This window comes from Psychrobacter sp. Choline-02u-9, from assembly GCF_002836505.1.
In the GTDB taxonomy this organism is placed as follows: domain Bacteria; phylum Pseudomonadota; class Gammaproteobacteria; order Pseudomonadales; family Moraxellaceae; genus Psychrobacter.
This window is the reverse complement of the sequence record NZ_PJBF01000041.1, coordinates 238,597-259,551: the sequence shown is the minus strand read 5'-3', so window position 1 is coordinate 259,551 and position 20,955 is coordinate 238,597. Positions and strand designations below refer to the sequence as shown.

Annotated in this window: 16 protein-coding genes and 1 pseudogene; 7 read left to right on the top strand and 10 right to left on the bottom strand. The window is 43.9% G+C overall.

The window, feature by feature from the left end:
- A partial coding sequence (locus CXF69_RS03640; RefSeq protein ID WP_145990088.1) for a transposase occupies positions 1-235 on the top strand: 235 nt, incomplete at its 5' end.
- A 93-nt stretch (positions 236-328) separates the two neighbouring features.
- Here CXF69_RS03640 and CXF69_RS03635 read toward each other — a convergent pair.
- From CXF69_RS03635 to leuA, 4 genes and pseudogenes are all read right to left on the bottom strand, one after another.
- A pseudogene (locus CXF69_RS03635) lies at positions 329-712 on the bottom strand (transposase family protein); the annotation flags it as partial.
- 8 nt (positions 713-720) lie between these two features.
- A complete protein-coding gene (locus CXF69_RS03630) occupies positions 721-1,161 on the bottom strand; it encodes a transposase family protein (protein ID WP_102078722.1) in 441 nt (146 codons plus the stop codon).
- 133 nt (positions 1,162-1,294) lie between these two features.
- On the bottom strand, positions 1,295-1,930 hold the full coding sequence (locus CXF69_RS03625; RefSeq protein WP_101204825.1) for a hypothetical protein: 636 nt from the start codon (positions 1,928-1,930) through the stop codon (positions 1,295-1,297).
- A 217-nt stretch (positions 1,931-2,147) separates the two neighbouring features.
- Entirely contained in the window at positions 2,148-3,932 is a 1,785-nt protein-coding gene (gene leuA / locus CXF69_RS03620; RefSeq protein WP_101204824.1) for a 2-isopropylmalate synthase, read from the bottom strand.
- A 221-nt stretch (positions 3,933-4,153) separates the two neighbouring features.
- Between leuA and CXF69_RS03615 the strand changes: the two genes are divergently transcribed.
- Positions 4,154-4,642, top strand: a complete 489-nt coding sequence (locus CXF69_RS03615; RefSeq protein WP_101204823.1) for an Lrp/AsnC family transcriptional regulator — start codon at positions 4,154-4,156, stop codon at positions 4,640-4,642.
- On the opposite strand, the gene CXF69_RS03610 is transcribed toward CXF69_RS03615, so the two are convergent.
- The 5 genes from CXF69_RS03610 to CXF69_RS03590 all read right to left on the bottom strand — a co-directional run bounded on the left by CXF69_RS03610 (position 4,639) and on the right by CXF69_RS03590 (position 11,235).
- Positions 4,639-5,904 carry a YbfB/YjiJ family MFS transporter gene (locus tag CXF69_RS03610; protein ID WP_101204822.1) on the bottom strand — a complete coding sequence of 422 codons (1,266 nt, stop codon included), beginning with the start codon at positions 5,902-5,904 and terminating at the stop codon, positions 4,639-4,641. The two genes, CXF69_RS03615 and CXF69_RS03610, sit on opposite strands and share 4 nt — an antisense overlap.
- Positions 5,905-6,030: 126 nt before the next feature.
- Positions 6,031-7,374, bottom strand: coding sequence for an ABC1 kinase family protein (locus CXF69_RS03605; RefSeq protein ID WP_101204821.1), 1,344 nt, complete (start codon positions 7,372-7,374; stop codon positions 6,031-6,033).
- Between the two features lie 170 nt (positions 7,375-7,544).
- On the bottom strand, positions 7,545-8,348 hold the full coding sequence (locus CXF69_RS03600) for a HesA/MoeB/ThiF family protein (RefSeq protein ID WP_371546733.1): 804 nt from the start codon (positions 8,346-8,348) through the stop codon (positions 7,545-7,547).
- Positions 8,349-8,395: 47 nt separating this feature from the next.
- Positions 8,396-9,268 (bottom strand): peptide chain release factor N(5)-glutamine methyltransferase, encoded by an 873-nt coding sequence (prmC, locus tag CXF69_RS03595; protein ID WP_101204819.1) that lies wholly within the window; start codon positions 9,266-9,268, stop codon positions 8,396-8,398.
- A 50-nt stretch (positions 9,269-9,318) separates the two neighbouring features.
- A complete protein-coding gene (locus CXF69_RS03590; RefSeq protein ID WP_101204818.1) occupies positions 9,319-11,235 on the bottom strand; it encodes an AmpG family muropeptide MFS transporter in 1,917 nt (638 codons plus the stop codon).
- Between the two features lie 783 nt (positions 11,236-12,018).
- Between CXF69_RS03590 and katG the strand changes: the two genes are divergently transcribed.
- From katG to CXF69_RS14295, 5 genes are all read left to right on the top strand, one after another.
- Positions 12,019-14,202 carry a catalase/peroxidase HPI gene (gene katG, locus CXF69_RS03585; protein ID WP_101204828.1) on the top strand — a complete coding sequence of 728 codons (2,184 nt, stop codon included), beginning with the start codon at positions 12,019-12,021 and terminating at the stop codon, positions 14,200-14,202.
- Between the two features lie 395 nt (positions 14,203-14,597).
- Positions 14,598-15,527 carry a LysR substrate-binding domain-containing protein gene (locus tag CXF69_RS03580; RefSeq protein ID WP_057759664.1) on the top strand — a complete coding sequence of 310 codons (930 nt, stop codon included), beginning with the start codon at positions 14,598-14,600 and terminating at the stop codon, positions 15,525-15,527.
- 204 nt (positions 15,528-15,731) lie between these two features.
- Entirely contained in the window at positions 15,732-18,206 is a 2,475-nt protein-coding gene (locus CXF69_RS03575; protein ID WP_102078723.1) for a glucose/quinate/shikimate family membrane-bound PQQ-dependent dehydrogenase, read from the top strand.
- Positions 18,207-18,552: 346 nt separating this feature from the next.
- Complete coding sequence (locus CXF69_RS03570) at positions 18,553-19,554, top strand: LLM class flavin-dependent oxidoreductase (RefSeq protein ID WP_101204816.1); 1,002 nt, start codon at positions 18,553-18,555, stop codon at positions 19,552-19,554.
- Positions 19,555-19,602: 48 nt separating this feature from the next.
- Positions 19,603-19,767 carry a hypothetical protein gene (locus CXF69_RS14295; RefSeq protein WP_156410686.1) on the top strand — a complete coding sequence of 55 codons (165 nt, stop codon included), beginning with the start codon at positions 19,603-19,605 and terminating at the stop codon, positions 19,765-19,767.
- 110 nt (positions 19,768-19,877) lie between these two features.
- Here the strand turns inward: CXF69_RS14295 and CXF69_RS03565 are convergent, their stop codons facing one another.
- On the bottom strand, positions 19,878-20,837 hold the full coding sequence (locus tag CXF69_RS03565) for an AEC family transporter (protein ID WP_101204815.1): 960 nt from the start codon (positions 20,835-20,837) through the stop codon (positions 19,878-19,880).
- Between the last annotated feature and the right edge of the window lie 118 nt (positions 20,838-20,955).

Below are 20,955 nucleotides of genomic sequence, written 5' to 3'. Positions count from 1 at the left end.
CCTACGAGCCCATATTGAACAATCAGGGACGCATAATAACATCCCTCGAAAACGAAACACTCAGTCTTCTAACGACCATATGGACTGGGACTTATATAAAGCCAGGCATCTAGTAGAAAACGCTTTCGCTAAGCTAAAACAGTATAGGGCGGTTGTCACTAGATTTGATAAGCTCAAGCAGAGTTATGAAAATACGGTCGCTCTTGCTTGTGCTTATATCTGGCTCAAATTATGAATGTTCAACACGCCCTAGAGTTCGCTTAATTTAGTCGCAACTTTAATTAAAACAGACATAAAAAAACCGCTATCAATAGACCTCTTGCAAAAGTCATAGTCTAAGCTCGGAATTAATGATACCAGCAAATAGCTTCATTCTAAGATCGTAGCGCTGACGACGGTTGCGATATTTATGAGCCACGATTTTAAACAACTTGATTAAGCCTATTTTGTGCTCAACCACAATACGGAACTTTGCCAGATAGTGATTGGCCTGTTTGCATATCTCCAATAACTGACCACCACGAGGTTTCTTAAATGGTGTGAAAGTTTGGTTATGTCGCTTTGCTAACCCTTGATAACCACTGTCTGCTAGATAGTTAGTATTCTCAGGTAACCAATCAGGACAAGTATCTTTATACAGCTTAAAATCGTGGATTGACCCTTTACAGGTTTGCACATCAAGTATCAAACCAGTTTGCCAATGAACGATAACCTGCGCTTTTAAGGTATGTTGTTTCTTCTTGCCACTATAGTAGTCTCTCTGGTTTTTTTTGGACGCTCAATAGGGGTTTCGGTGGCATCGACAATGACGACTGACCAATTGATGTCCTCATCGACACGACTAGGCAGCTTTTTGGGCAATTCAAACTTACCAGAGTCAATCAGTGTGTCTTCTACTTTACGAATGATACGGCTAGCAGAAGACTCATGAATACCAAAGTCCATACTGATATGATAAAGCGTGCGGTATTCACGCCAATAAGTCAGGGCTAGTAGTATCTGCTCCTTAAGACTGAGCACACTTGGTCTACCTGATTTGGTCTTAGATGCTTCATGCTTTTGCATGGCCTCAAGCATGTCATAAAAGGTGGCTTTATGAATGCCAGTGTAGCGTTTAAAACCAGCGTCACTTTGTTTGAGTAGCTTATCTATGTTTGGCATATCTATTAAGTAAGTAGAGTTCAATAATATACGTTGTGTCTTACAACTACTTTTGCAAGAGGTCTACTATAGCGGTTTTTTTATGTCATCAATAAGTTGTCAATTATACGTAAAGTACAACGAGCACATCTAATTATGGCAACACTCTATTGAAGTTCATAAAGCATTCGTTGCCATCAGGATCAGCGCACCATTGCATCCGATTGCCATCATGATTGATAAATGCAATCAGCGCTTCATCAGTCTGGTCGATCTGATTGCCTGAGCAATCTACTTCATTATTATCATAAACAGTCTTGATTGCAATAACTGGCAGCCCTTCTTCACGATGGGTAACCAGATATCGGCCGTATGTCCACTCTTTGCCACTGACAGACCACATTTCATTATCCACACTAAAGTTATATAGCTCACGGCACTGGTTAGACTTACCAACTGACGCAAGTAAGTTATTACTAGTAGTTGGTGTAATGTTTAGAACCCGCTCTTCACTTTGAGTCAGTACGCCGCCGTCCATGCCTGTTATCACCTTGGGCTCTACACTGCTAGGCTGTTGCGCACTATTTGATGCAGACTGGTTAGCTTCCGCTTCCTTGGTCATCATGGCGTGAGTAGAATGAGCGCTGCTGTCCAAGTCTATTTCCCACTGTCCAGCGATGGCTGGACTAATATGAGTGGTGATTGTCGGCTTGGTAATAGCCTCACCATTCGCAGGTATTGAGGCCAAAATAGATGCTAGCGTGAATGAAGCAAATGAGATAGGTTCCATAATTAACCTTTTATTTATAATATTTTAATATATACATTAGCGTAAGTCTTAGACACCAAAAACACAAGTAACATTATGCTATTGCTCATAAACTTATAGTCGGAATGTCATAGGTATTTATAGCAAAAAATAACGCCATCGCTTTACTTGCTAGAGACAAGGAGCGATGGCGTTATTAGCATACAGAATTTTGCGTGATATTAATGACTACTTAATATTAAGCAGCTTCTGTATTTAGCGCTTGAGCAAAGGCTGATAACGCCCCTTTTAGCATGGCTGATACTGTACTGCTACAAGTACCGATGCCTGAATATACCTCGCCATCGACATTTAACTGAATGTAAGCAGCAGCATTGGCATTGGTTTTGTTATCACTGTTGGTATCATCATCGATACCATTACCACTGTTATGATGCGGGTTAATCGCATGTTCTGTATAGTTAATAATATGTAGTGATTTGCCAGTATGCTGTGCAAGTCCATCAATAAACGATGATAATGGGCCGTTACCCGTGCCATCAATATCAATAGTATCGCTATTCATTTGTACTTGACCACTAAAGTAAACCGCGCCGCCTTTATTGTTAACACTATAATCTAGCAGCTCAAACTTGCCTTGCTGCAAGTAAGTATCTTCAAAGGTCTGCAAGATTTCATCATTCTGCAGCTCGCGTGCAGCCGCTTCAGCTTGCTTTTGTACCACACGGCTAAAGTCAATCTGCATCCAACGTGGTAGGTTGAAACCGTAGTTACGCTGCAAGATATATGCGACGCCGCCTTTGCCTGACTGACTATTGATACGTACCACATCTTGGTAGCTACGACCAATGTGCGCAGGATCAATGGGTAGATAAGCCACGTCCCAGACATTGTCTGTTTCGCTCTGATTGCTTTCATTGTAGTCGAGAGATTTTTTGATCGCATCTTGATGTGAGCCACTAAATGCCGTGAAAACCAATTCGCCTACATAAGGATGACGAGGGTGCAATGGTAAGTTATTGCATTCGCTCACAACCTGTACGATTTCGCTCATGTTGCTAAAATCAAGCTCAGGATCAATACCTTGGCTAAACAAGTTCATGGCCATGACCATGATGTCCATGTTACCTGTACGCTCACCATTACCAAGCAATGTGCCTTCGATACGATCCGCACCTGCAAGTACGCCCAATTCAGCTGCTGCTACCGCACAACCACGGTCATTATGAGTATGCAAGCTCACAATCACATGCTCGCGCTGGGCCAGATTGCGGCAGAAGTACTCTACTTGATCAGCAAAGACATTGGGCATAGAGGCCTCAACCGTCGCTGGCAAGTTAAAAATAACTTCCTGACCCTGCTGTGGTTGCCACACGTCACACACTGCATCGCAAACCTCTACGGCATATTCAGTTTCTGTCTGGCTAAAGCTCTCTGGCGAGTACTGAAATACCCAATCTGTCTCAGGGTACTTTGCTGCATATTCTTGCAATAGCTTAGCACCTGCAATAGCAATCTCTTTGATTTCAGCTTTATCTTTGCCATAGACTTTTTCACGTTGTACACGGCTGGTTGAGTTATAGACATGGACAACCGCACGTTTAGCACCTTTTAATGATTCAAAAGTACGGGCAATCAAATGCTCGCGCGCTTGTACCAATACTTGTAACGTCACATCTTCAGGTACGTGGTTTTCTTCGATAAGCTTACGCGCAAAGTCAAACTCTACCTGCGCCGCTGACGGAAAACCAATCTCAATCTCTTTAAAACCAACATCTACTAAAGTCTTAAAGAAGCGCATTTTTTGTTCAATGGTCATCGGATCAATCAGTGCTTGGTTACCATCACGCAGATCCACACTTGCCCATATCGGTGACTTCTCAATCGTCTTGCTTGGCCAAGTACGATCTGGCAGCGATGGCGCAAATGCAAATGGACGGTATTTACGGAAGTCAAAAGCAGCACTTTTTGGTGTGATCTTTGCAGTCCCTGTGGCTGCAGTGTGCGTGGCTTGGTCAGACATAATCAATCCTTAGATGACTTGGTTGTTTATATATTTAGCTAGGCGATTAACTGTTGATTAAATCAGTATTTATCATACGAGATAACTAGTGTTCATACCATAATAATATCAAAGTTTAACGGAGAGAAACCTGCTTTCTTTTACTTTATTTTCTGTTATTTTAGTGGAAAAACACAATTTAGATATTATAATCGAATAAATCCACTATTAAGGCTTAAGAAATGCCAGACAATTATATTGATAGTACAAGAACTGCAGATATAGACGAGATAGATAGACAGTTACTACACTTATTGCAAACGCAGGCACGCATGAGTATTACTGAACTCGCTGAACGCGTCAACCTGTCTGCCACCCCTTGCGCACGTCGTATCAAACGCTTAGAAGATGCGAACATAATCACTGGCTACCATACCAAAACCGATGCGCAAAAACTTGGCTATCCGCTAGCCGTGTTTATCGCTATTAGTATGGATCAACATACAGCAGAACGTTTTGAGCAGTTTGAACGCAAAGTTCAGAGCTTTGAGGAAGTCATTAGCTGTAGTATTGTCACAGGACGCACGGAAGACTATCTGATTAAGGTCAGGGTACGTGATATGACACATTACGAAGAGTTTTTATTGCATCGCCTCAATCGTATCGAAGGCGTGGCCCAAGTTCATACCAGTTTTGAATTACGAGAAGTATTTAGCCGTAGCGTGGTTTAGACGAGCTTAGCTGTCTTTGGCGACTGTCGACGAAACCATACCAATAGTACAAATCCGATCATTAATCCGATAGCAGCGAAAAGCAACCCTGCATTGAAATTGCCATCCTTCCCTGCCAGTGCCACTGTTACCAAGGGTCCTAAAAACTGACCCAATGCATAAGCTAACGTCGCTAGTGCAATCAGTAAATTAGAATAGGCAGGATTGATGTTTTTAAATAAAGTCAGTGTCATCGATACCATACCGACGAAGGTCAATCCTAAAATCGCAGCGTTGCCATATAATCCAAATGCACCATCAAACCATATGGGCAAGCACATGCCAAATGCTTGCAATACCGTCAGCCCCATTAAGGTTTTTATCTCACCGATACGTTTGGCAAGCGCGCCCCATAGGGGGTTTGACAACATCGCAAAAATACCAACGACCAACCAAATCATGAGTCCAGCATACGTCTGTGTCGTTAGACGCTGCGCTGCCATGACGGGTAAAAAAGTTGCTGAACTGATATAACCAAACCCTGCCAGTACGTAGCTGACAAAAAGTAAAGTAAGCGCTTTATGATGTCCAGAAATGGCCTCATATAAGGAGCGTTTAAAGTTCAAATAGGTCTGGTGCACTGACACGTGCTGTTTGGCATCAATCTGCTGTGAATCAACAGCTTGTACTTGTCTTGGCTTTATCGCATACAGTAGCCATACAACCGGTAAACTGGTGACACCTGCGACTAGCCAAATTACATCGAAGTGATAGCCTAGTTTTAATAGCCACCACGTCACGATGGCAGAGGCGCTAATGCCAACGCCAATACCTGCATAATGGACTGCTGACAATACAGAACGGCGCTCAGAGCTAAGGTTTTGAATCACAAAAGATGAGCTTAGAATCATCGCCACGCCACTTGCCATGCCTGCAATTAAGCGAATAATATACCATAGCGTGAGCGACATATTTGGTATGACGAGTAACATCGTGGTGACAACACTGATAATCGCCCACAGCGTCATCGCTTGCCATGTCGAGCGCTGAGGCACAAACATGGCGATAAGAGCGCCAATAAAGTAGCCGATATAATTGATTGATGCCAGCCAGCCTGCAATCGTCGTTGATAGCGACAATTGCACCATAATATCAGGTAAGGTGGCGGTAAACAGAAAGCGGCCATAGCCCATAACGACTGCCATGCAGTACATACCGATACAGGCAATGGCAGCTTCGTTGGTAATCGTCGGGACCATACGGCTTTTAAAAGCAGTCATCATGACAGAGCCATTTTTGCGGCAATTAGCACACAATCCTTTGTGTTAGACAGTCAGAAGCAGTAATAAATAAACGCAGATATAGAGAAGTTATTAGATATATTAATTCGTCATAAAGTACTAGAAAAACTATGATACATCTAACGCTGGCGTCTCTACCGTATCTTGCCCTAGCATTTGTACCCGCTGATCGCTAAACATGTCCATGTCTGGAGCTAGCGTACGCATAAACCGATCAAAGTACAACATCTGTTTGGTTAATAGAGCAAAGTCGCGTGGGAAATGGATGCCATGACGTTTACCAACTTCGACAATCTCAAGCATCATTTTATTCAGCTCATCGGCTTGTTCTTTACTATTAAACGGTACACCACTGGTAAAGGTTTTATCTTCTGCCATGATAGCTGTCATCATACGCTGCAAGTCATTCCCTAGTGCAGTCACATCAACTTTATTGCCACCATGCGTCATCTCCATATCAATCATATGGCGAGCCATGGCTTGATAATCACTGTCTTGCATGGCTTGCATCATGCCCATGCACGCACGCCAGCTCTCAGCTTTGAGCTTACCGACGATACCAAAATCCAAAAATCCAATACGGCCATCAGTCAATAGCATTAGATTACCCGCATGCAGATCAGCATGGAAACTATTGCACAGCATAAGACTGGCAAACCATGTATTTAAAGTATCTGCCATGACTTGAGCAGGATCTGCACAGTATTGACGCATGAGTGACTCATCGACCATAGAGACGCCATATAGACGGCTCATCGTTAGCACACGCTTGGTAGTCAGCTCTTCATAGACGGTTGGTGCAACGACACGAGTATTACCTGATACCGCTAAAAACTGCTGAAAATCTCGAATATTCTGTGCTTCAGCGATAAAGTCAGTCTCGGCAAGCATACGCAGGCGAATCTCATCGATAATCGGCGCAATACTCGCAAATTTCATCGATGGCATCAGGATTTCAAGTAGCTTAGTTACGCCATGTAATACACCCAAATCGGTCTGCATGATGGTCTCGACGCCAGGTTTTTGTACCTTTAGCACCACTTCATCGCCATTGTGCAGACGAGCTGCATGAACTTGAGCGATAGAGGCAGAGGCCAGTGGCTTTGAGTCAATATGAGCAAACTTATCAGCGAGCGTCATACCATCAATCGCCAGCTCCTCTGTCAGAACTTGCTCGATATAAGCATAAGACAATGGCGTGGTTTGATCCAAACAGCTCTGGAAAGCCTTGACATAATCACGTGGAAACAGCGACGGTGTACTGGCGATAAACTGACCGATTTTGATATAAGTCGTACCTAACTGCTCAAAGGTTTCTTTGAGTAGCATCGCGTCAGGTTTCTCACCTTTTGCCACTCTTAGCGCAGACAGACCTGCCACACTCGCTGTTTGGCGAACACGGTTCATGACATTAAAAGTATGCTTTAATAAATGCGGACGATGAATTTTCATAAAAAACAACTATGGTAATAAGAAGGAGGTTTGAAGATAGGCAATACAATATAAAAATGCGTTAAAATCAGATTATTCAGTTATAGTCGGTTCGATATAATTTGGATACAAGGAAGGCAGGTGAAAGTACTACAACTCGTAGACTAAGCAAGCTTAACACCGTATCCAATTTATAGAGAGTTGACTATAGGACTGCTACAGACAGGACACTGTGAGTCTTTTCGATAGCCCATCAGCCGCTGCTGCATCTGACTACCATCCCATATGAGCAGCTTGTTTGTCAGTAGATTTTTGGTTAATCCTAAATATTGCAGTGCAGTATTGGCTTGTAGATTACCCATGACGGCAGTGGTACTGGCTAGCACACCAGAGTTGGCACACGTACGTTCGTCAGCGGCTTCGTCAAGCACTACGGAGCCAAACACGCAATGATAGCAACCAGTATCGAGCTGAGGTTCGAACAGTGCTAACTGCCCTTGCATCGCAATCGCTGAGGCTGATAACAGCGGAATCTGGTAGCGTACACTAATACGATTGATGATGTCGCGCGTGGCAAAATTATCCGTACAGTCTAAGAGTAAGTCAGGCTTGCAGGCTGCCATATCGAGCAATGCATAAGCGTTGTCTTCATCCAATCGTGCCACTGTGCCGCGAGCCTCTATCAAAGGATTGATGCGCGCTAACATATGCGCTGCGGTCAGTGCTTTAGACTGACCAATATTTTCTGGCAAAAACAGCGTTTGCCGTTGTAGATTGCTCGCCTCAATCTCGTCATCATCAATCAGATGGACGTGACCCACTCCAGCCCGTACCAATGTCTCAGACGCAGGACAACCAAGGCCGCCTGCCCCTATTATGACCACACGTGCTGTCTTTAATCGCAGCTGAGCGTCCATATCCCAACCGTCTAATAAAACTTGCCGAGCATAACGGAGCAGCTCATCATCCGATAGCTGTACCATCTCTTCTACCATATTCATCTACAACCTATAATCAAAGAAATCTACTACCAAAAAACCATCTACTGGACTTGCCCTAGCGTAACGCGATCATTATCACCGTAGTCTTTTACGGTATGTACTGATTCAAAACCATTGTCTAGAAACAGCTGCCGAACCGCATCACCTTGATCATAGCCATGTTCAATAGCCAATAACCCACCTGTACATAGATATGTCGTCGCTTGCTGGACGATATGCTCGATATCAGCTAAACCCTGATTGGGTGCACTGAGCGCACTAATCGGTTCAGCTGTTAGACCTGCCAAATGCTCGTCTGTCTCGTCAATATAGGGAGGGTTTGATACAATCACGTCAAACTGCGGCTCATCGTTAGTAGGTAACGCTTGATACCAACCACTCTGGATAAATTCAACATTGGCAACATTATTGCTCACGGCATTGTACTGAGCCACTTTAAGCGCCTCTGACGATAAATCAACCGCCACGATTTGCCAATTAGCGTGCTTTAACTCATGGGCAAGACTAATAGCGATACAACCTGACCCTGTCCCCAAGTCTAGCAATCGCTTATTACTAAGTTGCGTTGGCTGAGCGTTTATCCAGTTTAATATCTGTTCAACTAATACCTCGGTATCAGGCCTAGGAATCAAAGTATGCTCGTTTACCTTAAAGCTCATCGACCAAAATTCCTGCTGCCCAGTCAGGTACGCGAGCGGTATGCCTTGCTGCATTTTTACCACACCAGCGTTGAACTGAGCAAGCTCACTAGCAGTCAGCTGATAATCTTCATCCATCATCAACGCTATCGCAGGCTTATCAATGACATACAGCAACCAGTCCGTAAACCAAAACGATGGTAGCTGATTATGTACATCGCCATTCGTCAATTGCTGGATGTGCTGCTTGATGTGACGAATGGTCGATATGGTCATAGATAGCTCTTAAATAACAGTGAATGAATAAAGGTAAAATACTGTTTAGCCTACTCTGATGCGCGTGGTGGCTCTTTGGTATCGGTCAGGTTAGGATTGGTTTTGCTCAGTTTGTCACCTACCCTATTGCCGCCGCTGCCATCATTATTATCATCGCCATAAATATCATCGTTATCACCAATGATAATATGTCTATCAACAAAGTAAATCAGTGCCAAAATTGGAATACCAATAGCGAAGGTAAAGATAAAGAAAAACGGATAACCCATATTATCGACGATAGCACCAGAATAACCACCCATTACTTTGGGTATTAGCGTCATCAGTGAGGAAAAAATCGCATACTGTACCGCGGTAAAGCGAATCGAGGTTAGTGCTGATAAGAAAGCGATAAATACAGCGCTCGCAAGGCCCGCAGCCAAGTTATCAAATATCACTGCCATATACATGATCGGCAGGCTACCTGGGTTGTATGTCAATACCACAAACAACAGGTTGGTCGCACACGCTAAAATCGCACCAATCATCATGGCATGCATAATACGGAAACGCTGAGCCAAAATCCCGCCCAAGAAGCCACCTGCAATTGCCATAATCACACCGACCAGTTTTACGGCATTGGCGATATCTGTTTTGCTAAAGCCCATATCTTGATAAAAGACGTTGGAGATCACGCCTGCGACGATATCTGAGATACGGTATAGACCAATCAAGGCTAATAGTAGCAGGGCTTTTTTGCCATAACGTCGGAAAAAATCTAAGACAGGCTCGATCCATGTTGCCATGGCCACTTCTTTTTTCACCAGTCCTACTTGTACTAGTGCATAACCTGCTGCCATTGCCGCGCCTAGGCTTACTAACAAGTGCAAGGTTTCTACAAAGAAACTAGAAAACGCGCCTTCGAACTCTGGTAAGACTTGTCCCATCAATATATAAGCAGCGATAAAGGCAATCACTGAAAATACAAACAACGCTACCAGTCTGACGTAGTCTTCACGAGTTTCAGCGACCAACGGGGCTTTGTTAATGATTTTTGGTTGATTAATAATAAAGTACAGTAATAACAATGGCGCGCACGCGACCAATGCTAAAAAGTAAAATTTAATCGCTGGCATTACCATTAGTGGTATCAAGGCCACTGTGCTATCAAATACTGTATTGATCAAAATATTAATCAAGTAAATAACACCAAACAGCAGACCTGGGATAAGCAGTAACGCCGAATAAATTAGGAATACTTTTAAGTTACCCTTCTGCTTTTTACTTTGCAGGGTCTCAGCGGTTGGCTCATAACTAGCAAACGTCGTTAATACCCCTAACGTCATGACTCCTGCCATGATGTAATAGGTATTGCGCCATGCTTCATAACTATAAAACGTCTCATTTGAGCCGAAATAATCAGCCAAATATAACGCGCCTGCCCCTGCGACAATCATACCGATACGGTAGCCTGACACATAGATAGAGGACAAGATAGACTGCATAGACGGCGGCGCAAGCTCAATACGGTACGCATCAATCACGATATCTTGCGTCGCAGAAGAGAACCCAAGCAGCACGGCCGCGCCTGCCATATAAACCAAGACATCTTCGCTAACAGGATTTACCCTTGCCATCAAAAAGATTGCCAGCACGATAAGCAGCTGTGATACCACCATCCAACTACGACGACGCCCTAGCCACTTGGTCAAAAACGGTACAGGGAGCGCATCAATCAATGGCGCCCAAATAAACTTGAACGAATACCCCAGTGCTGCCCAGCTGAACATAGTGACGACACTACGATCAATGCCTGCTTCTCTCAGCCATAGCGACAGACTTGAGAAAATCAGCAGAATAGGTATACCCGCTGAGAACCCCAAAAACAGCATAATAATGACACGAGGATCGAGATAAGCTTTTGTAGCCTCGCCCCATGACTTTTTGGCAATTGGTTGATTGGGCGGTACAGATTTGACAGCAGACATAATAACTCACCAACAATTCAGACAAAGAACACAACCGCGCACAATTTTTATCAATCTTTAGAATCAGTTATCGACAAAAGGATCGATAAAAATTGCTCTACGTTGCACCAATATTATGATTACAACAAAATCCAGTTATGGTACTTGAGAACCTTTATCTTGACTAGATGTTTTTGCATTAACTTAGCGATTGCAGGCCATGTACAATCGCTTATATTTCTTAATCGTAACGCAAAAAACCGCAGTGTTTTACCAAGGTTATCTTAGCTCTCTTTTTTATTGCTAATTTCTATTTTGAAGGATGTCTGACAATGACATTATTTATAGGTAATATAAAGGTAGTAGTAAAACTGACGCAGGCTTGATTGGTTAGGTGCACTCTATTGGTTTACTCTTAACTGGCGATGATAAGCAAGGGCGTTAATAATGATTGAGATAAACAAAACATCAAGTATTTTATGATTGGTAATTTAAAACTTATAATTCTTATATATTAGTTTTATAAATCCACTCAGCTTAGTTATGCTTTGTACATAAACAACGACTACCGAGATTCACGGTTTGTTCTTTCGATTATCATAGCCTAGGAGTTATACCATGTCCGACTCAACCAATAACACCACCGACAAAAACACTGCCCCAGATGCTGCTCGTTGTCCTGTAGATCACGAAAGCAACAATAATAATGCGCCTACTAACACAACCTATGATCAGGGTGATGGTCAAGGCCCAACGATCCATAGCGAAAACGTTGATAACACGCATGAGCCTGAGCGTCCGAGCATGGGTGGCTGCCCTGTTATGCATCAGGCACATACTACCACTGCATCTGCTGCGACAGATTGGTGGCCAAACGCCCTGAACTTAGACATATTGCACCAGCAAGACAAAAAGACTGACCCAATGGGTGAAGACTTTGACTATGCTAAAGCTTTTAAACAGCTAGATCTAGAAGCGGTCAAGACTGACTTAAAAAACCTAATGACTGAGTCGCAAGAATGGTGGCCAGCTGACTGGGGACACTATGGTGGTTTGATGATTCGTATGGCATGGCATTCAGCTGGTACATATCGTCGTTCTGATGGTCGCGGCGGTTCTAATACTGGTAACCAACGTTTTGCGCCATTGAACAGCTGGCCAGATAACGTCAACCTTGATAAAGCCCGTCGTCTATTGTGGCCAATCAAGAAAAAATACGGCAATAAATTGTCTTGGGCCGATTTGATGATTTTGGCAGGTAACATGGCTTATGAGTCTATGGGCTTTAAAACCCTAGGTTTTGCTGGTGGTCGTGCTGATATCTGGCATCCAGAAAAAGACATCTACTGGGGTTCTGAGCGCGAATGGCTAGCTGCTACCAAAAACCGTTACGACAGTGATGAAGAGCGCGAATCATTAGAAAATCCTTTAGCTGCTGTGCAAATGGGGTTGATCTATGTCAACCCAGAAGGTGTTGATGGCAATCCTGACCCAATCAAAACCGCACAAGACATCCGTACTACGTTTGGTCGTATGTCGATGAATGACGAAGAGACCGTTGCTCTAACCGCTGGTGGTCACACGGTTGGTAAGTGTCACGGTAATGGTGATGCGACGATACTAGAAGATGAACCAGAAGCCGCTGACGTCAAAGAGCAAGGTCTAGGCTGGCGCAATCCTAAAGGTCGTGGTAATGCAGGTGATACCGTTTCAAGTGGTATCGAGGGCGCCTGGACCACGAATCCAACTGAGTGGAACTATGAGTACTTTGATTTGTTGTTCAACCATGAATGGGCGTTGACTAAGAGTCCAGCTGGTGCGTGGCAGTGGGAACCTGTCGACATTGAGGAAGAAGACCGTCCTTTAGATGCGCATGATCCAAGTGTACGCCGCAACCCAATCATGACTGATGCTGATATGGCGATGATTAAAGATCCTATCTATCGTGAGATTTCAGAGAAGTTCCATAACAACCCAGAGTACTTTGATGAAGTATTCGCTAGAGCGTGGTTCAAACTGACTCACCGTGATTTGGGACCGAAGTCTCGTTACTTAGGTGCCGACGTACCGAGCGAAGACTTTGTATGGCAAGACCCTATTCCTACAGGTAATACGGACTTGACTGCTGATGATATTGCAACGCTAAAAGCACAGATTTTAGACAGTGACATTAGTCGTCGTGAGTTGATCATTACAGCATGGGACAGCGCTCGTACCTTCCGCGCTTCCGACTATCGCGGCGGTGCCAACGGTGCACGTATCCGTTTAGCTCCACAAAAAGACTGGGCAGGCAATGAGCCAGAACAATTACAGCGTGTACTTGAGACATTGACAATCATTCAGTCTGGCTTTGAGAAAGACGTTAGCTTAGCAGACCTTATTGTATTGGCTGGTAACGCCGCTATTGAGCAGGCAGCAAACGATGCAGGCGTAGATATTACTGTACCGTTTAATCCAGGTCGCGGCGATGCTGACGCTGAAATGACTGACGCCGAATCTTTTGCTGATTTAGAACCGCTACATGATGGCTATCGCAACTGGATTCAGGGCGACTACGCAGTATCGCCAGAAGAGATGCTACTTGATCGCACGCAGTTAATGGGATTGACAGCACCTGAGATGGTCGTATTGCTTGGTGGTATGCGAGTGCTTGATACCAACCATGGTCAAAGCCAACATGGCGTCTTTACTGAACGTGCGGGCGTGCTTACCAATGACTTCTTCGTCAATTTAACAGACATGAACTACACATGGCATCCTGTAAAAGCAGCCGACAATACTGTTAATAGCTACGAGGTACGTGAGCGTAGTACAGGAAACGTCAAATGGCAAGCAAGCCGCGTAGACTTGGTATTTGGCTCTAACTCTATATTACGTGCTTATGCTGAGCTATACGCGCAAGATGATAACTTAGAGAAATTTGTTCGTGACTTCGTCCGCGTTTGGAACAAGGTTATGAATGCAGATCGCTTTGATATTGCAAAATAAACCAAGTTTGAAGTTGGTCAATACCGACTAATTAATAGTAGTAAATATTAATAGTAATAAATAACTTTATAACTGACGAACAGCTATCTTTCAGAAGGTAGCTGTTTTTTTATGCTTAGTTTTTTATGCTTAATAGTGACCGCTCTTTATAAGTTGTTAGGTCAAATGGCTTCTCTGGATAAACAACGCTTACTGACTAAGCAGCATTTACTGAACGAATAATTTTTTAGCATTGCAAAATACAAATTCTATATTCATAATTATCATAAATTGATAGCTATTTATTATATACAAGAATAATAGCTTTGTTTTACACTACTTTATTACTGTATGTTCAGACATTTTTACTTTCATATACAGACGAGGTTTGTATATTTATACAATAGGATTAAGTTATGGCAATCGACGTAGTGGTCAACCAACGGCATTTGCAGATTCAGCTCAAACAGCTAGAAACAGTATGGCATACGGTGATTAACGGTTATAACTTAAGCCAGGCGGCGACCGTGCTACATACCAGTCAATCAAGCTTATCAAAGCATATTGCTGCGTTAGAAAACCAGTTAAAGACGGAAGTATTCGTGCGCCAAGGCAAACGCCTGACGGGACTGACCACTATGGGCACAGCGCTTATGCCTCATATCGAGTCTATCTTTGCTGAAATTCGTACCATTGAAAACCTCAGTTTAGACTTTAATAATCCTAATATCGGTACGCTGACGATTGCCACCACTCACACACAAGCGCGTTATGTACTGCCGCAAGTGGTTAAAGAGTTCAAAGATCGTTTCCCTAAGGTAAATTTGATTTTGCAACAAGCAGATCCTGAGACCATCGCTCAGATGGTCATACGTGGTCAAGCCGATATCGGTATCGCTACTGAGTCCTTGCTACATAATAATTATCTTAGATGCTACCGTTACTATGACTGGACGCATCGCGTTATCGTACCAAGTGATCACGAACTGGCTAGCCAAGAGTCTATTGACCTGCCCACACTTGCCAGCTATCCGATTGTGACCTATCACGGTGGTTTTACAGGACGCGGCGCGATTGACAAGACGTTCGACGAAGCAGGGCTGGAGCCAGATATCGTATTAGCGGCGCTCGATGCCGATGTGATCAGCACCTATGTCGGTCTAGGCCTAGGTATTGGTATCATCGCAGAAATGGCATTTGAGCCAAGTCATTATCAAAACCTGACGGCCATCCCCGTCGATCATTTTGGTCGCTTTACCAGTTGGATGGCGGTACGTGATGATGCAGAAATCCGTCAATATGGTCGCGCATTCATGGAGCTATGCCAAAAGCAATTTGCAAATTAATGAGCATTTGTTAAATAAAGTATCTCAGACTTGCTCACCCTTACTAGACTGAGCTGTGGATGATAAAATAGATTCTAGAACGTTATTCAATGTTTCTTTTATATATTATTCACACTTGTATTGATATTTGGTCGAATGAAATTGATTTGTGACTAAATATCAATACATATTAACTTGCTCTTTTGTAAACAGGTGATACCGCTCATGGAAAAACTCGTAGCGATCATTATGGCAATTTTTGCCGCCCCTCTACTCATTGGCGGCGCTTATTTATTGTCCTTAGGCGGTAGTCCTTACTACCTCATTGCTGGCGTCATTATACTAACGACAGCTTTTTTATTGTTCAAAAAACACTGGAGTGCTTACGGGTTATATGCGCTATTTATCGTAGCGACCATGGCTTGGGCACTTTGGGAATCTGGGTTCTATTGGTGGGCGCTAGCACCTCGAGTTGGCTTCCCGCTTATATTTGGTTTGCTCATGCTATTGCCATGGGTATCCAACAAAATGCGTGGGCCTAAAACTCAAGTAGCTTCAAATAGCACACCAACTATAAACAACGTTAAGAAAAGCCCTCTGTATTATTGGGGACTGCTCGTAAGCGTAATCGTAGGTGCACTACTCTCTTTTGGTAGTCTAGCTAATAATGCCACTGACAAACTCGGTGAGCTTAACTTGACTGCTGCAAATGATGACGAGCAAAACGTCAGCTCAGATGAGACCTCAGCCAACCTTGGTGATCCGTTATCAAACGGTCAGCAAACGCCAGATGGCGAATGGAGCGCGTATGGTCGTACTGATTATGGTCAGCGCTACTCACCTCTAGATAAAATCAATACCGATAACGTCAAAGATTTAGAACTGGCATGGCAAATCCAAACAGGTGATGTCAAAGGTCCTAACGATGTCGGTGAGACCACTTATCAGGCAACACCATTAAAGATTGGCAACGGTTTATACTTATGTACCCCTCACAACTGGGTACTAGCGCTAGATGCCGACTCTGGTGAGACGCTGTGGAAGTTTGATCCTCAAGTAGAGGAAAACTTACAACGTCAGCACCAAACCTGTCGCGGCGTATCTTATTATGCGGGTCAAGCGACCAGCCCCGTGCAAGTACAGAAAATTGCTGGTAATACCTTTGAAAATGCATCTAAGCAATGCGATGCCAAGATATTTATCCCAACGTCTGATGCGAAGTTGTATGCACTCGATCCAAATACTGGGCAACGCTGCCAAGATTTTGGTGATGATGGTGCATTAGACTTGATGCATAACATGCCGTTCAATCAAGCAGGTTACTATTATTCTACGTCACCACCAGTCATCGCGGGCGATACCATCATCGTCGCCGGTGCTGTCAATGATAACTATGACGTCAACTCGCCTTCTGGTGTGATCCGTGCGTATGATGTCAATACCGGTGAGCTTCTTTGGAACTGGGATTCAGGCGATCCTGATAATACAGCGCCTTTCGATGTCAATGATCCAACCCAAACTTATAAGACCAGCTCGCCAAATTCATGGTCAGTCGCTACTGCCGATGAAGAGCTTGGATTGGCCTACTTCCCTATGGGTAACCGTACGCCAGATCAGCTAGGTAGTTATCGAAATGCCGCTGAAGAAAAGTATGCAACGTCTGTTGTCGCTCTAGATATCAAGACTGGCGAAGCACGCTGGGTTCAGCAGTTTGTGCATCATGACCTTTGGGACATGGACACGCCTGCTCAGCCAACCTTACTTGATCTAGATACGGCCGATGGTGTACAGCCTGCGCTGGTTGTGCCAACCAAACAAGGTGATGTATACGTCTTGAACCGCGCAACGGGTGAGCCTATTGTACCGATTAAAGAACGTCCTGCACCGCAAGGCTATCTCATAGCGGGAGAGCACGCAGCGCCAACTCAGCCTTATTCTGGCTTGAGCTTTGAGCCTGAACCACTGACTGAAAAAGACATGTGGGGTGCCAGTCTCGTCGATCAAATGATGTGCCGTATTGAGTTCAATCAGCTCAACTATGATGGTCGCTATACCCCGCCATCAACCAATGGTAGCTTGGTCTATCCTGGTAACTTTGGTACCTTTAATTGGGGCGGTATTGCAGTCGATCCTGAGAATGGCGTGATGTTTGGTATGCCGACTTACTTGGCATTTACCTCAAAACTCATTCCTAGAGACACGTTGGGCGATGCAGAAACCAATAAAGGCGAGCAAGGCGTCAATGCCAATGAAGGTGCAGATTATGCAGTAGAATTGGGGCCCTTCTTGTCACCATTAGGCGTACCTTGTCAGCAGCCACCATGGGGCACAATCGCTGGTGCTGACCTAGCCACAGGTGATATCGCTTATCAGCGCAAAAATGGTACGGTACAAGACTTGTCTCCTATTCCTATCAAACTGGAACTGGGCGTACCTGGTATCGGTGGACCTATCATCACTAAAGGCGGCGTCGCATTCTTGTCAGCGGCGACAGAAAACAACTTCCGAGCTTATGACTTAAAAAATGGCGACGTGCTATGGAATGTTCGTATTCCAGCAGGTGGTCAAGCCACGCCAATGACTTACTTGAACTCTAAAGGTGAGCAAATGGTCGTATTGGTCGCAGGTGGTCATGGTTCAGTTGGCACAACCATTGGTGATTATGTCTTAGCTTACAAGCTTGGTGACCAAGATAAATAATGTTGCATTGGTTCTTAAGATAGTGATTATTTAATTTATCATTATCTTATAATCGACCAATTAGAGAAGCAGGTAACCTAGGTTGCCTGCTTTTTTTAATGCCATCTTTTTTTAATGCCATAGTGTAATGCTGCTAAATCCTTTTATTACCTTACTTATGGTTTATTTATCGCTTATTTTGACCAACGACAACCTGTATAAATACACCTTAATAATTGTTAAGCGAGCTTAACAACAGAGTTAACTGACTTTGTTATGATTCATTAACAGTGACTAGCGGCACTTGAAACTACCACTGTCTATAAGCATATCAGTAGAAAATAATTTACACACTACTGGAACATTTATGAGTAATAAAATCCCTTTATCTTTTTTAGATCTTGCGCCTGTACCTCAAGGCAAAACCATCGCTGAAGGCATCGCCCAAACAGTGGAAACCGCGCAGCAAGCAGAAAAATCAGGCTTAAACCGCTACTGGATGGCAGAGCATCACAATATGCCGGGCATCGCCAGTGCAGCCACCTCAGTACTACTATCGCATATCGGTAGTAAAACCGACCGTATCCGTATTGGTGCTGGCGGCGTTATGCTACCGAACCATGCCCCTCTCGTGATTGCTGAGCAGTTTGGTACTTTGCAGGCATTATATGGTGACCGTGTGGACCTAGGCCTAGGCCGTGCACCTGGTACTGATGGTGCGACGTTTCAGGCACTTCGTCGACAAATGAAAGATGCCGAACGCTTTCCACAAGATGTGCAAGAGCTGATGTATTTCTTAGGTAATGATACAGATGGCAGCCCTGTACAGGCATTCCCTGGCACAAAATCAGGCATACCGATTTGGATATTAGGCTCTTCTCTATTTGGTGCGACTTTGGCTGCACATTTAGGACTACCTTATGTGTTTGCCTCTCACTTCGCCCCGCAAATGCTTGGGCAAGCAATTGAGGCTTACCGTGAACAGTTTAAACCGTCTGTCTATCTAGATAAGCCTTATGTGATGCTAGCTGCAAACTTATTGCTGGCTGATGATGATGCGACCGCCGAGTATCATTTTACTTCAGCACAGCAGAGTTTTGTACGTCTGCGTCGTGGCGAAACAGGTCAAATGCCTAAGCCTACCCACGATATGGACAGTATCTGGAGTCAAGCAGAGAAAATGATGGTAGACAATGCATTGTCAGTATCATTCATTGGCTCTGTCGACACGGTCAAACCAAGACTCGCTGCGTTTTTGGCAACCTATCAGCCAGATGAGCTGATTGTGACGGCCAATATATATGACCAAGCTGCCCGTATCCGTTCACTTGAACTTACACCGGAGCTAAACTTATTTACTTTACAATGAAATGAGACACTTGCATAATTATTGATGAACCTTAACTGGATTTTTGACATGGAAGCAACTCCCATTATCGGTGCATCGCTCATGATTGGCTCGTCGATATTTATGTATATCGTTGCCTTTCTTGCAGTTATGGCTATCGGTGGTTATTTAACCTATCGTACTAGTCCAAAGCGCAAGCAGCGCCGTGAAGACAAGCGTAATAGCGAACGCTAGATTAATACCAGAAGCCCTCTTTTCTTATTTGAAAAGAGGGCTTTTTTAATGCTGTTAAAATTAGATAAGGCGAAAGTACTTACTTATTTAAAGATAGTATAAAATCTGTATTACATTAATCCAAGGGCACGTAACGTCGCTGCCCCAATCGCCATACCAAACATGCCGACAACAGTGGTAAATGCCAAAATATTAGCCGCCAATACATCATTACCACCCATTGCTTTTGCCATGACATAGCTGGCTGCAGCTGTTGGTGATGCGACCATCAAAAACAACACCCCCATATGCACACCTGACAACCCAAACCCGAGCCCAACAGCGATCGCAATCAATGGTGCAATGACAATCCGACCAATACTTGCCTGCATGGATAAGCCCGAAGGGTGCAACATAGACTTTAGGTTAATACTAGCACCCGCACAGATCAGGGCTAACGGCAGAGCCACCGCTGCTAATAAGTCGCCAGTCGTATGAATCACCCCTGTAAGTGGTGGCAATGGCAGTGCTTTATAGACGAATGCCCCAACCAATGCCAAAATTAGAGGATTGGTCAGTAACTTTTTCACAATCATCGTCCCGCGACTAATCCATGTATCATCCACACTTTTGGATACACGGCTTAGAGTAATAACCGCTAAGATATTAAACAGTATCGTCACCACGCCCATATAGACAGCGCCGATACTCAATCCTTGTGCGCCGTAAGCGTTGGCCACGGTTGCAAGGCCAATGATGGCCATGTTGCTACGGAATACGCCTTGTACAAACACGCCTTGGTCCTCAGGACGCTTGACGAAGCGTTTGGCATAGAACTCTGCGCCAATAAATAATATAAACGTCACTAAGATACCAACAAGGATAAGCGTAATTTGCTTACCATAATCGACGTCGCTATCAACCACGCTAAAAAACAATAAACACGGCAAGCAATAATTAAAGACAAAACTTGATGCCTGATCGATAAAAGTTTGGCTTGCTTCACCACGTCGTTGCATAAAAAAACCCAACCACATTAAGGCAAGGTTGGGTAAAACAATGGTAATAGCAAAAACAATAGCATCAATCATAAGTAGACTCAGTTCGGTGACAAGCCCATGAATATATGGACATCAGCGAGACAAATTAACAAGTAATAAGAAAATTTACTGACCTAGTATAGATACAAAGTAGTAAGTAGGACAAGGT

Bases quoted from the DNA above. Each gene is read 5' to 3' on its own strand.
- CXF69_RS03630 (WP_102078722.1), bottom strand. From the start codon at position 1,161: ATGCCAAACATAGATAAGCTACTCAAACAAAGTGACGCTGGTTTTAAA.
- CXF69_RS03625 (WP_101204825.1), bottom strand. From the start codon at position 1,930: ATGGAACCTATCTCATTTGCTTCATTCACGCTAGCATCTATTTTGGCC.
- leuA (WP_101204824.1), bottom strand. From the start codon at position 3,932: ATGTCTGACCAAGCCACGCACACTGCAGCCACAGGGACTGCAAAGATC.
- CXF69_RS03615 (WP_101204823.1), top strand. From the start codon at position 4,154: ATGCCAGACAATTATATTGATAGTACAAGAACTGCAGATATAGACGAG.
- CXF69_RS03610 (WP_101204822.1), bottom strand. From the start codon at position 5,904: ATGATGACTGCTTTTAAAAGCCGTATGGTCCCGACGATTACCAACGAA.
- CXF69_RS03605 (WP_101204821.1), bottom strand. From the start codon at position 7,374: ATGAAAATTCATCGTCCGCATTTATTAAAGCATACTTTTAATGTCATG.
- CXF69_RS03600 (WP_371546733.1), bottom strand. From the start codon at position 8,348: ATGGTAGAAGAGATGGTACAGCTATCGGATGATGAGCTGCTCCGTTAT.
- prmC (WP_101204819.1), bottom strand. From the start codon at position 9,268: ATGACCATATCGACCATTCGTCACATCAAGCAGCACATCCAGCAATTG.
- CXF69_RS03590 (WP_101204818.1), bottom strand. From the start codon at position 11,235: ATGTCTGCTGTCAAATCTGTACCGCCCAATCAACCAATTGCCAAAAAG.
- katG (WP_101204828.1), top strand. From the start codon at position 12,019: ATGGGTGGCTGCCCTGTTATGCATCAGGCACATACTACCACTGCATCT.
- CXF69_RS03580 (WP_057759664.1), top strand. From the start codon at position 14,598: ATGGCAATCGACGTAGTGGTCAACCAACGGCATTTGCAGATTCAGCTC.
- CXF69_RS03575 (WP_102078723.1), top strand. From the start codon at position 15,732: ATGGAAAAACTCGTAGCGATCATTATGGCAATTTTTGCCGCCCCTCTA.
- CXF69_RS03570 (WP_101204816.1), top strand. From the start codon at position 18,553: ATGAGTAATAAAATCCCTTTATCTTTTTTAGATCTTGCGCCTGTACCT.
- CXF69_RS14295 (WP_156410686.1), top strand. From the start codon at position 19,603: ATGGAAGCAACTCCCATTATCGGTGCATCGCTCATGATTGGCTCGTCG.
- CXF69_RS03565 (WP_101204815.1), bottom strand. From the start codon at position 20,837: ATGATTGATGCTATTGTTTTTGCTATTACCATTGTTTTACCCAACCTT.